This window comes from Streptomyces sp. NBC_00887 (genome assembly GCF_045207585.1).
Genome location: NZ_CP108789.1, coordinates 56,654 through 70,003 on the forward strand (window position 1 = coordinate 56,654; position 13,350 = coordinate 70,003).

At 70.6% G+C, this 13,350-nt stretch carries 7 protein-coding genes and 1 pseudogene; all 8 read left to right on the forward strand.

The features are described 5' to 3' along the window. Nucleotides 1-30 precede the first annotated feature (30 nt). The 8 genes and pseudogenes from OG844_RS45855 to OG844_RS45890 all read left to right on the forward strand — a co-directional run bounded on the left by OG844_RS45855 (nt 31) and on the right by OG844_RS45890 (nt 13,274). Complete coding sequence (locus OG844_RS45855) at nt 31-2,217, forward strand: molybdopterin-dependent oxidoreductase (RefSeq protein WP_331734391.1); 2,187 nt, start codon at nt 31-33, stop codon at nt 2,215-2,217. A gap of 127 nt (nt 2,218-2,344) precedes the next feature. Continuing rightward, nucleotides 2,345-3,736 (forward strand): annotated as a pseudogene (locus OG844_RS45860) (FAD-binding oxidoreductase); the annotation flags it as partial. Between the two features lie 89 nt (nt 3,737-3,825). After that, nucleotides 3,826-4,500, forward strand: coding sequence for an aspartate/glutamate racemase family protein (locus OG844_RS45865; RefSeq protein ID WP_331734392.1), 675 nt, complete (start codon nt 3,826-3,828; stop codon nt 4,498-4,500). After that, nucleotides 4,493-5,782, forward strand: coding sequence for a PLP-dependent aminotransferase family protein (locus OG844_RS45870; protein WP_331734394.1), 1,290 nt, complete (start codon nt 4,493-4,495; stop codon nt 5,780-5,782). Before OG844_RS45865 ends, OG844_RS45870 begins: the two co-directional genes overlap by 8 nt. Before the next feature lie 147 nt (nt 5,783-5,929). Further along, nucleotides 5,930-6,973, forward strand: coding sequence for a 4-hydroxyphenylpyruvate dioxygenase (gene hppD, locus OG844_RS45875; protein WP_331734680.1), 1,044 nt, complete (start codon nt 5,930-5,932; stop codon nt 6,971-6,973). A 47-nt stretch (nt 6,974-7,020) separates the two neighbouring features. Next, on the forward strand, nt 7,021-7,230 hold the full coding sequence (locus OG844_RS45880; RefSeq protein ID WP_331734683.1) for an MbtH family protein: 210 nt from the start codon (nt 7,021-7,023) through the stop codon (nt 7,228-7,230). Nucleotides 7,231-7,295: 65 nt separating this feature from the next. After that, the gene (locus tag OG844_RS45885) at nt 7,296-12,215 is read left to right on the forward strand and encodes an amino acid adenylation domain-containing protein (protein WP_406396450.1); all 4,920 of its coding nucleotides are present in this window, start codon (nt 7,296-7,298) and stop codon (nt 12,213-12,215) included. 36 nt (nt 12,216-12,251) lie between these two features. Next, nucleotides 12,252-13,274 (forward strand): LLM class flavin-dependent oxidoreductase, encoded by a 1,023-nt coding sequence (locus OG844_RS45890; RefSeq protein WP_331734398.1) that lies wholly within the window; start codon nt 12,252-12,254, stop codon nt 13,272-13,274. Nucleotides 13,275-13,350: the final 76 nt, after the last annotated feature.

Consider the following 13,350-nt stretch of genomic DNA (forward strand, 5'->3'; position numbering starts at 1 on the left):
GGAAACAGGCGCCGTCCCAAGGGAGTAGTGATGACCGTCGACGATGTAATGGGCCAGGAAGCCGGCACCAGGACCGCGCACCGGACCTGTCCGCTGTGTGAGGCAGGCTGTGCCCTGCGGCTCGACCTGGACGACGCCGGTCGCGTCCTCCGGGTCACCGGGGACGAGCAGGACCCCTTTTCCAAGGGATACATCTGCCCCAAGGGTGCGGTGCTGGGAAAGCTGGACGAGGACCCCGACCGGCTGCGCAGGCCATTGCTCCGCCAGGACGGCGAGTTCCGGGAGGTCAGCTGGGACGAGGCGTTCGCCGCGGTGGACGCGGGCCTGTCCGAGGTGATCAGCAGGCACGGCCGGGACGCGGTGGCGCTGTACTTCGGCAACCCGACGTTCCACACCATCGGCGCGTACCTCTACCGGCAGGCGATCACCCAGGCCCTGGGCTCGAAGAACGTGTACTCGGCCAGTACCGTGGACCAGATGCCCAAGCAGGTCGCCGGCGGCTTGATGTTCGGCGACGCGATGGCGATCGGGGTGCCGGACCTGGACCACACCGACCACCTGCTGATACTGGGCGCGAACCCGGTGGAGTCCAACGGGTCGCTGTGCGCGGCTCCGGACTTCGCCGGGCGTCTCAAGGCCCTGCGCAGGAGGGGTGGGAAGCTCGTGGTCGTCGACCCCCGGTTCACCCGCACCGCCGCGCTGGCCGACGAGCACCTGTCCGTACGGCCCGGCACCGATCCGCTGCTGCTGATGGCCATGGTGCACACCGTGCTGGACGAGGGCCTGGACAGGACGCATCTGGAGGTCTCCGGGCTGGAGCAACTGCGCGAACTGGCCCGCGGCTTCCCGCCGGAGGTCGTGGGGCCGGTGTGCGGGATCGCGCCGGAGACCATCGTGCGGACGGCCCGGGAGCTGGCCGCGGCACCTACGGCCGCGATCTACGCGCGGATCGGGACGTGCACGACGGAGTTCGGCACGGTGGCGCAATGGCTGGTGGACGTACTCAACACCCTGACGGGCAACCTGGACCGCCGGGGCGGCGTGATGTTCGCCGAGACGGCGGCGCTGGAGATCTTCCGGGCAGGTCCGGCGTTCTCGACCGGTAAGTGGCACAGCCGGGTCCGGGGACTGCCGGAGGTGCTCGGAGAGCTCCCGGTCGCCACACTGGCCGACGAGATGGAGACCTCGGGCGAGGGACAGGTCCGGGCGCTGGTGACGGTCGCCGGGAACCCGGCGTCCTCGGCCCCCAACGCGCCCCGGCTGGCCCGGGCCGTCGAGGGGCTGGAATTCGTGGTCTGCGTCGATCCGTACCTGAACGAGACGACGCGCCTGGCCGACGTGATCCTGCCGCCGCCGCGGACGCTCCAGAGCTCGCACTTCGACTTCCTGGTGCAGATCATCATGGTGCGCAACTACGCGCGCTACTCCCGTGCGATCCTGCCGCTGGACGACGACCAGCGTTCCGAGGCCGAGATCCTGGCCCGGCTGATGCTGATCACCGCCGGGCTCGGCGCCGGCGCCGAGCCGGCCCGCGCCGAGGAGATGTTCCTCGACCAGCTCGGCATCACCGGGGAGGCGGCCGACGCACTCGACGGGGAGGACGGCACCGAGAAGATCCTGGACGCACTGCTACGGGCCGGCGGCTACGGCCTGTCGCTCAAGGCACTGCTCGACGCGCCGCACGGCCTGGACCTGGGGCCCCTGCAACCACGCCTGCCGGCCCTGCTCCGCACCCCCGACAGCCGCGTGGACCTGGCGCCGCCCCAACTCGTCGCGGAGGCCGAACGGCTGCGCACGTGTCTGGACGCCGAGCCGCCGGAGTTCGTGCTCATCGGCCGCCGCCACCTCCGGTCGAACAACAGCTGGCTGCACAACGTGAAGGAGCTGCGCGGCGGCACCAATCTCTGCACGCTCCAGATTCACCCGGGCGACGCCGCCCGGCTCGGCCTGGACGCCACGACGCCGGCGCTGATCGGCTCGGCGGTCGGCGAGCTGACGGTGCCGATCGAGATCACCGACACGATCATGCCCGGCGTGGTGAGTCTGCCGCACGGCTGGGGCCACCAGGACTCGACACAGCAGGTGGCGCGCCGGGACCCCGGGGTCAACGCGAACACCCTGACCGACGACGCGGTGCTGGACGGGGTCTCGGGGACCGCGGTGTTCAACGGCGTGCCGGTGACGGTACGGGCCGCGCCGCAGGGGCAGGGAGCGTAGGGCCGCGCGGCGGAGCTTCGTGAATCAGCCCGCGGCGGCCGACCGGCGCACCGGTACCCATCTCTCGGAATGCGGAGTTCACGTCGCCGGATGGAGTCCTGCCCGTGCGTCTCGTTACGGTGCGGGAATGGATGCCACAGTCGAAGAGCTACTGGCGGTGCTGCCCGCCGACCGCGTGCTCACCGACCCCGACCTGCTGGCCGTTCACCGCCGCGACGAGGCCGACCTGCGTACTGCGGGCACTCCGCTGGCTGTGGTGCGCCCGCAGAGCACCGCCGAAGTCGCCGCGACTGTCCGGGTGGCCGCCGCACACGGTGTTCCGGTTGTGGCGCAGGGGGCGCGCACCGGGCTGACCGGTGCGGCCGACGCGGTCGACGGCGCCTTGGTGGTGTCACTGACCGGGTTGAACCAGATCATCGAGATGGACCCGGCGGAGCGCCTCGCGGTCGTGCAGCCGGGTGTCGTCAACGCCGACCTGCACCGCGCCGCCGCCGCGCACGGCCTCACCTACCCGCCGGACCCGGGCTCCTGGGAGTCCTCGACGATCGGCGGCAACGTCTCCACCGACGCGGGCGGGATGTGCTGTGTGAAGTACGGCGTCACCGGCGAGTACGTGCTCGGCCTGGAGGTCGTGCTCGCCGACGGCGAGATCCTTCGCTGCGGTCGCCGGACGGTGAAGGGCGTCGCAGGGTACGACCTGACGGGGCTGTTCGTCGGCGCGGAGGGCACGCTCGGCATCATCACCGAGATCACCGTCCGGCTCCGGCCGGCAACCGGGGAGATCCGGACTCTGGTCGCGCTGTACCCCACGGTGACGGCCGCCTGCGCTGCCGTCGCGGCGGTGACCGCCGCCGGCCACGTCCCGAGCATGCTGGAGCTGCTCGACCGCACGCATCTGGAGGCCATCGAGGCATACCGGCCGATGGGCCTTCCCGGGACGGCCGGGGCGATGCTGCTGATCGCGGCCGACACGGGCGACCGCGCCGGGGCCGAGCTGGCCGCGATCGCGGACTGCTGTCGAGCCGCCGGGGCGGACAGCCTGTACGTGGCCGAGGACGACGTACAGGCCCAGGCGCTGACCGCCGCCCGCCGACTGGCCCATCCGGCGATGGAACACCTTGCGACGCGGGCGTTTCCCGGCGGGCGAGGTGGCCTCGTGGTCGACGACGTCGCAGTGCCGAGGACGCGGATCGCCGAGTTCATCAAGGGTGTCGAGGAGATCTCCGCACGGCACGGCCTCCTGGTCGCGGTGGTCGGGCACGCCGGAGACGGAAACCTGCATCCGGTCATCGTGGTGGACCGGGCGGACCCGTCCAGCGTGGACCGCGGGCAGCGGGTGTTCGACGACATCATGCGACTGGCCCTCGCGCTGGGCGGCACCTGCACCGGCGAGCACGGCATAGGCATGCTCAAGCGGGACTGGCTCGCCCGCGAACTCGGCCCCGTCGGAATGCGGGTGCACCGGGCGCTGAAGGCCGCGCTCGACCCGTCCGGGATCCTCAACCCCGGCAAGGTGATCGCGCCGGGCCGGCCGCAAGCCGGAAGACGGCGACCGCCGTCCCGGCTGCGGGCATCGAAGAGGACGGATGCCCCGAGGACGGTGAACCCATGACGACGGCCGGCACAGGGCCCGCGGTGGCGGTCATCGCCGGCACCCCGTACGACACGGGGCTCGGCGTCGAACTGCTGCGCGCCGAGGGGCTGCCCGCACACCCGTACGCCATGGCGGCGTCGCCCGACGAGCAGGACCGGCTGCAGTACCACGACCCCGGCGCTCTGGCGGCCTCGTTCCATCAGTGCCTCGCGGAGTTACGGGCGGGCGGGACCGAACAGGTCATGCTGTTCTGCAACTCCATGTCCGCCGTGGTGAACCATGAGGACGCGGTGCTGCCGGTCGTCTCACCGGTCACGGTCTACGGCGAACTGCTGCCGGAGCTGGGGTCGTCCTTGGTGGTCACCGGGAACGCCCAGGCCCTCCTCGGCTTCGAGCGGACCGCCCTGCGGATCGCCCCCCGGCATCGGATGCTCGGGGTGTCGGATCCCGCCCTGGTGCGCGGGATCGAGGCCGGTGACGTGGAGGCGGCCTTCACCGCCTCGCACCTGCCGACCACGCTGCGCCTGGCCCAGCACCTCGGTCTCGACGCCGTCGTCCTGGCCTGCACGCACTTCACCGCGCTCCTGCCGCTGATCGCCGCCGTCTGTGACCTGCCCGTCATCGATGTCGGCACCCGGCTCGTGGAGCTGACGACGCTGGCCGCGACCGGATCGGTGGACCATGGTTGAGCTGTCCCGTGCAGACCTGCACGTCTCGGTGTCGGACCCGGCAGCGACCTCGATGAACTTCCTCAACGAGGTCGCGAGCCGGTTCCCGGACGCGATCTCGCTGGCCGCGGGCCGTCCCTACGACGGGTTCTACTCGACCGAGGACGTGCAGCGTTACCTCGGTGTCTATCTGAACCATCTTCGCGCCGACGGACTCTCCGAGGCACAGGTGCGCGGTCTGCTGCTTCAGTACGGGCGGACCAACGGCCAGCTCCACACCCTGATCGCCAGAATGCTCGAGATCGACGAAGGCATCGTGGTGCCGCCGGAAGCGGTGATGGTCACATCGGGCTGCCAGGAGGCCATGGTCATCGCGCTGCGGGCGCTGTGTACGAGCCCCGAGGACGTCGTCCTGGCAGCCGAGCCCTGCTACGTCGGGCTGACCGGCGCGGCCCGGATCCTCGGCGTCGAGGTGGTGCCCGTACCGGAGTCCCCGGAAGGGCTCGTACCGGAGACCGTGGCCGAGGTGGTGCGTACGGTCCGCGCCGCCGGAAAGCGCCCTCGCGCGCTCTACCTCGTGCCGAACTTCTCCAACCCCTCGGGCGTCTCGCTGCCCGTGGCGACCCGCCGCCGGCTGCTCGACGTCGCCGGCGAGCAGGATCTGCTGCTGCTCGAGGACGACCCGTACGGCCTGTTCGGACTCGACGACGAGCCGCGCCCGACCCTGAAGTCGCTGGACACCGACGGACGCGTGATCTATCTGGGATCGTTCTCGAAATCCTGCTTCCCCGGCGCCCGCGTGGGTTTCCTCGTCGCCGACCAGACCGTGGTCGGCGAACAGGGCGGGCGCACCCTGCTCGCCGACGAGATGTCGGCGGTCAAGAGCATGCTGACAGTGAACACCTCGGCGGTCTCGCAGGCCGTCATCGGCGGCGTCCTGGTCGAGTCGGGCTGCGGCCTGCGCGCCGCCAACCGGGACAAGATCGCGTTCTACCGGAGCAACCTGCGCACCATGCTCGCCGCGCTGGAGAAGCACTTCCCGCAATCCGGGCGCGGCGAACGCGCGGTGCGATGGAACGTGCCGAGCGGCGGCTTCTTCGCGGTTGTGGACCTGCCGTTCCGGGCCGACGAGACACTTCTCGAATTCTCCGCGGAGCAGTACGGCGTTCTGTGGACGCCGATGAGGTTCTTCTACACCGACGGCGGCGACCACTCGGTCCGGCTGTCCTGCAGCTATCTGATGCCGGAGCAGATCGCGGAGGGCGTGCAAAGGCTTTCCCGGCTTGTCGCGGAGAACGCATGACCCGCTGTCCTTTTACTGACGCAGGCAACGTGAGAGACGACAGAGCCGGTCCGGCACTGTGATTCTCGAAGGAGCTCGCTGGGGCGGACGCCAGAGGCCAGACATTTGCCGGTGGAGGTAGAGACCGTGAAGAACGCTCTACAGGACATGAAGATCGACTATGTCGAGTTCTATGTGGAAGATATCGATCGAAGTCTCGCCTGGCTTGTTGACGGCTACGGTTTCGCCGTACGCGCGAACTCGGCTCCGGCAGACGGTGCGACGCGGTCGGTCAACGTCGGGCAGGGCGGCATCGATCTGCTGCTCACCGAGTCGACCGAGGACCACCCCGCGCGCGCCTACGCGGAGCAGCACGGGGACGGTATCGGCGACATCGGCATCCGGGTGCCGGACGCCGCCGGGGCGTTCGCCGAGGCAGTGCGGCGCGGCGTACGGCCGGTCACGGCGCCGGTCACCCGGGGCGCGGTGACCACGGCGACGGTCGCCGGCTTCGGCGACGTGACCCACACGTTCATCCAGCGGCCGGACGGCTCGACGGCAGCCGACGGGCGCGGCCTCGTCGCGGTGCCGGGCCACCGTCCCGCCCCGGGGACCGGGCTGCTCAAGGTGGACCATTTCGCGGCCTGCGTCGAGCCGGGCCGGCTCGACGAGACCGTCGACTACTACCGGCGGACGCTGGATTTCGACCTCACGCTCACCGAGCGGATCGTCACCGGTGACCAGGGGATGATCATCAAGGTGGTCCAGAGCAAGTCGCGTGCCGTCACGTTCACTCTCATCGAGGCGAACACCCACATGGCAGTCGGCCAGATCGACAAGTTCCTCAAGGACCACGACGGTCCGGGCGTGCAGCACCTGGCCTTCAGCACCGCGGACATCCTCACCACGGTGCGGGACGTCGTCGATCGCGGCATCGGGCTGCTGACCACCCCGTCCACGTACTACTCCGCGCTCGCCGACCGGGTCCAGCAGCACCGGCACCCCGTCGGTGAGCTGCGTGATCTGAACATACTCGTGGACGAGGACCACGACGGCCAGCTGTACCAGATCTTCGCCAAGTCCGTTCACCCGAGGAACACCATCTTCCTGGAGATCATCGAGCGGGTCGGTGCGACCTCGTTCGGCAGCTCGAACATCAAGCACCTTTACGACAGCGTCAAGGCGCAGCAGGAAGCCGGTCCAGCGTCCTGAGTGGCAGCCCTCCAGGAATCCGCTTGTCAATGGGAATGAGGTTTTCCGTGTCAAATCCATTCGAGGACCCTGACGCCCTGTACCTGGTCCTGGTGAACTCCGAAGGGCAGTACAGCCTGTGGCCCGCCGCCGCCGCTGTTCCGGCCGGCTGGACCACGGCGCATGACGTGGATTCCCGCTCGAATTGCCTCGAATACGTCGAAGCGCAGTGGACTGACATGCGCCCCAACAGTCTTGTCCAAGCCGAACGGGCATAACTGAGATGGGCCTCCAGCCGGAGTTGGCTGTCTCGGAGTGGAATGACACGGCGCGGGATGTGCCGGTGACGGTGTTGCCGGAGTTGTTCGCGGCGCAGGTGGCGCGGACGCCGGATGCGGTGGCGCTGGAGTGTGCCGGTGTGTCGTGGTCGTACGCGGAGCTGGATGCGTGGTCGAGCCGGCTGGCGCGGTATCTGCTGGGGCTGGGTGCGGGGCCGGAGCGGGTGGTGGCGGTGGCGTTGCCGCGGTCGCTGGAGCTGGTGGCGGCGGTGCTGGCGGTGTCCAAGACCGGTGCGGCGTATCTGCCGCTCGATCCGGGCTACCCGGCGGACCGGATCGACTTCATGCTCACCGACGCCTCGCCGGTCGCGGTCGTCACCGACCGGGCCACCTCCGCGCGCCTGCCGGACGTGGCGGGCATGACCGCGATCCACGTCGACGCCCCCGAGGTGGCTACGGCGGTGGCGGAGCGGTCCGGCAGCGCTGTCACCGATCAGGACCGGCCGGTGCCGCTGTTGCCCGCGCACCCGGCCTACGTGATCTACACGTCGGGGTCCACCGGGCGTCCCAAGGGCGTGGTGGTGAGCCATCTGGGCCTGGCGAGCCTGTCCGCGTTCCTGATCGACACCTGCGGAATCGGACCGGAATCGCGGGTCGGTCAGGTGGCCTCGCTGAGTTTCGACGCGGCCGTCATGGAACTGGTCATGTCGCTGCCCGCCGGCGCGGCGCTCGTCCTGCCGGAACAGCGGCAACTGGCCGGGGAGGTGCTGGCCGACGCGCTGCGCGGGCTGCGGGTCACCCATGCCCTGGTCGGACCGGCATCCCTGTCCGGAGCGGATCCGGAACAACTGCCCGAGCTGGAATGCCTGATGGTCGGTGGTGAGGCCTGCCCGGGCGAGGTCGTGGCCGAGTGGTCGGTGGGCCGGCGGATGTTCAACGCGTACGGTCCGACCGAGGCGACGGTGTGCACGACGATGAGCGGGCCGCTGTCGGGAGGGGATACGCCGTCGATCGGGAAGCCGGTCTGGAACGTGCGGGCGTATGTGCTGGACGGCCGGCTGGAGCCGGTGGCGCCGGGTGTGGCGGGGGAGCTCTACCTGGCCGGGCCGTGTCTGGCGCGGGGGTACCTGAACCAGCCGGGGCTGACCTCGCAGCGGTTCGTGGCGTGTCCGTTCGGGTCCGGGGAGCGGATGTACCGCACGGGCGACCTGGTGCGCCGGCGGGAAGACGGCGAGCTGGAGTACCTGGGCCGGGCCGACGAGCAGGTCCAGGTCCACGGATTCCGGATCGAACCGGGCGAGATCGAGGCGGTGCTCGCCCGGCAGCCCGGAGTGGCCCGGACCGTGGTGGTCGTCCGCGAGGACCGGCCGGGGGACCGGCGGCTGGTGGGCTACGTCGTGCCCGCGGCGGGGAGCCAGGTGGACCCCGTCGCGATACGGGCCGCCGCGGCACAGGCGCTGCCCGTCCACATGGTGCCTGTCGCGGTGGTGGTCCTGGACGCGCTGCCGTTGACGGCGAACGGGAAGCTGGACCGAAAGGCCCTGCCCGCGCCGGTCTTCGCCGGCGGGGCCGGCCGGGAGCCGTCCACCCCCGCCGAGGGCATCCTGTGCGAGCTGTTCGCTCAGGTCCTGGGGGTCGAGCGGGTCGGGGTCGACGACAGCTTCTTCGACCTGGGCGGGCACTCCCTGCTGGTGGCCCGGCTGATCAGCCGGGTGCGGTCGGCGCTCGGCGTGGAGCTGGAGATCCGGACGGTCTTCGACCACCCGACGGCCGAGTCGCTGGCGCGGTCGCTCGACGAGACCGGGGAAGCGTGGCCGACGCTGGTGCGGGCGGACCGCCCGGAGCGCCTGCCGTTGTCGTTCTCGCAGCAGCGGCTGTGGTTCCTGGCGCAGTCGGAGGGACCGAGCGCGACCTACAACGTGCCGGTCGCGTGGCGGCTGCGAGGACAGGTGGACGCGGACGCGCTGACCGCGGCATTCCGTGACGTGGTCGGGCGGCACGAGGTGCTGCGGACGACGTTCCCGGTGGTGGACGGGCAGCCGTACCAGCAGGTGACGCCGGCCGCACAGGTGGTGCCCGAGGTCACGGTGGTGCAGGCCGCGGAGTCGGAGCTGGCCGCGCTGACCGACCGGGCGGCCCGGTACGTGTTCGACCTGGCTGCCGAACTGCCCGTGCGGGCGTGGCTGTTCAGGCTCGGCCCCGATGAATGCGTGTTGGTGCTGCTGATGCATCACATCGCCAGCGACGGCTGGTCGCTCGGCGTCCTGCTGCGGGACCTGGAGGCGGCGTATCAGGCACGGCTGGCAGGCCACGCACCCCAGTGGCCGGACCTGCCCGTGCAGTATGCGGACTACACGCTGTGGCAACGCGAACTGCTTGGCGGGGACCAGGAGCCCGACAGCGTGCTGGCCCGGCAGATGGCGTACTGGCAGTCGGCACTCGCTGACCTGCCCGAGCAGCTGGAGCTGCCGTTCGACCGGCCCCGCCCCGCGCATCCCTCCTATCGCGGTGCGCAGATCACGATGGATCTGGATGCAGAACTGCACCTCGCGCTGGAGGAACTGGCGCGGGCCCATCAGGTGACGCTGTTCATGGTGCTCCAGGCCGGACTGGCGGTCCTGCTGTCCAGGTCCGGGGCCGGCACCGATATCCCGATCGGTGTTCCGGTGGCCGGCCGCGGGGGCGACGAGAGGCTGTACCAGCTGGTCGGATTCCTGGTCAACACACTGGTGCTGCGGACGGACCTGTCCGGCGACCCGAGCTTCGCGGAACTGCTGGGCCGCGTCCGTGACCGGGACCTGGCCGCCTACGCGCACCAGGACGTCCCGTTCGAGCGGCTGGTGGAAGTGCTGAACCCGATACGTTCGAGCGCTCACCACCCGTTGTTCCAGGTGATGCTGGCCTCTGACGACGACACCGCCAGGCAGTGGAAGATCCGCGGTCTGCAGGCCCAGGACATGCCGCTGGACGCGGGCTCGGCCAAGTTCGACCTGACGCTGACGTTCCGGCCGCGGCGCGGGCCGGACGGCACCCGGGACGGGATCAGTGGCGTGCTGGAGTACGCGGCGGACCTGTTCGACGAGAGCACGGTGCGAGCGCTGGCCGAACGGCTGGTGCGGCTGCTGGGCCAGGTCGCGGCCGACCCGGCGCTACGGGTCAGCGGCGTGCGACTGCTGACGACGGCCGAGCGCGAGTTGGCTGTCTCGGGCTGGAATGACACGGCGCGGGATGTGCCGGTGACGGTGTTGCCGGAGTTGTTCGCGGCGCAGGTGGCGCGGACGCCGGATGCGGTGGCGCTGGAGTGTGCCGGTGTGTCGTGGTCGTACGCGGAGCTGGATGCGTGGTCGAGCCGGCTGGCGCGGTATCTGCTGGGGCTGGGTGCGGGGCCGGAGCGGGTGGTGGCGGTGGCGTTGCCGCGGTCGCTGGAGCTGGTGGCGGCGGTGCTGGCGGTGTCCAAGACCGGTGCGGCGTATCTGCCGCTCGATCCGGGCTACCCGGCGGACCGGATCGACTTCATGCTCACCGACGCCTCGCCGGTCGCGGTCGTCACGAGCCGGCAGGCCGGCGGGGGCCTCGTCACCCCGAGCCCACTGGTCGTCCTGGACGCCCCTGAGGTGGCTACGGCGATGGCGGGGCTGTCCGGCGGCGCTGTCACCGATCAGGACCGGCCGGTGCCGCTGTTGCCCGCGCACCCGGCCTACGTGATCTACACGTCGGGGTCCACCGGGCGTCCCAAGGGCGTGGTGGTGAGCCATCTGGGCCTGGCGAACCTGTCCGCGTTCATGATCAGCGCACTGGGCACCGGCCCCACCTCACGGGTGGCCCAGCTCCTTTCGCTGAGCTTCGACATGTCGCTGCTGGAGCTGCTCTCGTCCCTGCCCGCCGGTGCGGCACTGGTCCTCCCCGAGCCGGGGCCGTTGGCCGGGGAAGAGCTGGCCCGGACGCTGCGCGAGCTGCGGGCCACCCACGCGGTGATGGCACCGGCTGCGCTGGCCGGGGCGGCACCCGAAGGGATGCAGGGATTGGAATGCCTGGTCGTCGGCGGTGAAGCCCTCCCCAGCGAGATCGTGGCCGAGTGGTCGGTGGGCCGGCGGATGTTCAACGCGTACGGTCCGACCGAGGCGACGGTGTGCACGACGATGAGCGGGCTGCTGTCGGGAGGGGATACGCCGTCGATCGGGAAGCCGGTCTGGAACGTGCGGGCGTATGTGCTGGACGGCCGGCTGGAGCCGGTGCCGTCGGGTGTGGCGGGGGAGCTCTACCTGGCCGGGCCGTGTCTGGCGCGGGGGTACCTGAACCAGCCGGGGCTGACCTCGCAGCGGTTCGTGGCGTGTCCGTTCGGGTCCGGGGAGCGGATGTACCGCACGGGCGACCTGGTGCGCCGGCGGGAAGACGGCGAGCTGGAGTACCTGGGCCGGGCCGACGAGCAGGTCAAGATCCGCGGATTCCGGGTTGAACCGGGCGAGGCCGAGGCGGTGCTCGCCCGGCAGCCCGGAGTGGACCAAGCCGTCGTCGTGGTCCGCGAGGACCGGCCGGGGGACCGGCGGCTGGTGGGCTATGTGCAGTCGGCTGCCGGAACCGTGCTGGATCCCGCGGAGTTGCGGGCCGCGGCCGGACAGGCGCTGCCCAGCCATATGGTGCCCTCCGCGGTGGTGGTCCTGGAGGCGCTGCCGTTGACGGCGAACGGGAAGCTGGACCGAAAGGCCCTGCCCGCGCCGGTCTTCGCCGGCGGGGCCGGCCGGGAGCCGTCCACCCCCGCTGAGGACATCCTGTGCGAGCTGTTCGCTCAGGTCCTGGGGGTCGAGCGGGTCGGGGTCGACGACAGCTTCTTCGACCTGGGCGGGCACTCGCTGCTCTCCGCCGTGCTCGTCGCCCGGCTGGAGGAACAGTTCGGAATCACGATCAGCCTGCGCGACTTCCTGTCCGACCCGTCTGTCAGGGGCGTCGTCGGCCGGGTCCCGGTGTCCGCGACCGAACAGCCCTGATCCGCCAAACCACGCCCGTAGGGCGGGAGGGACGAAATGAGCGACCTGGCCGCCAGCGGTGTCACTCTCTACTCAACAGTCCGGTCCAGTATCGGACACGGCCAGACGTCCCACCTGCGCACGCTGCTGGAGCTTGCCGGGTGGGTGGACGACGCGGGCTACCGCGGAGCCCTGGTGTACAGCGACAACACGTCGATGGACGCGTGGATGGCGGCTCAGGCGGCCATCGCGAACACCGTCTCCTTCGTACCGCTCGTCGCGGTACAGCCACTGGACAAGACCCCGTTCGCGGTGGCCAGGGCGGTGTCGTCGCTTGCACACCTGTACGGCAGGCGGGTCGACATCAACTTCGTCAGCGGCGGATTCATCCGCGATCTCGCCGTCCAGGGGGACACCCTGTCGCACGACGCCCGCTACGACCGGCTCACCGAGTACGTGCGGATCGTCACAACGCTGTTCGGTGGCGGCATGGCCAATTTCGCGGGCGAGTACTACTCGGTCCGGCGAGCCCGGCTCACCACGGCTGTGCCCGACGATCTGCTGCCCAAGGCGTACGTGTCCGGCTCGTCGACGGCCAGCCTGCAGGCCGGCGAGTCGCTGGGCCTCGGCCAGCTCTCGTTCCCGGTGCCGCCCGAGGATTTCGCCAGCCCTGACCTGCGCAAGAACAAGTTCGGCTCAGGCATCAGCATCGGCATCATCGCCCGGGACGACTCGGCCGAGGCATGGCGGATCGCGCACAAGCGGTTTCCGGCCGACCCGGAAGGAGCCGAGCGCATGAAGCTGCTCCTGTCCGCCGGTGTCTCGTCCTGGCAGCCGCAGCTGGCTTCCGTGCCCATCCCGGACGAGGCGGAGGGACAGCCGTACTGGCTGGTTCCCTTCCGGTATCACCACACGTTCTGCCCCTACCTGGTGGGGAGCCACGACGAGGTGGCACAGGCAGTGACCACCTATCTGAATGGAGGCATCCGCACGTTCGTGCTCGACATCCCTCGGGAGCCGGATGACTTGTGGCACGCGCGGATCGCGATCGAGCGAGCTGTCGCGGTCATGGACAGGTAGCAGCCATCAGCCGGCTCGCGCCGGGTCCGTCGGCGCGGTCGAAGGTCGCAGGCGTCCGCCTGCACGGAGCGAAGGA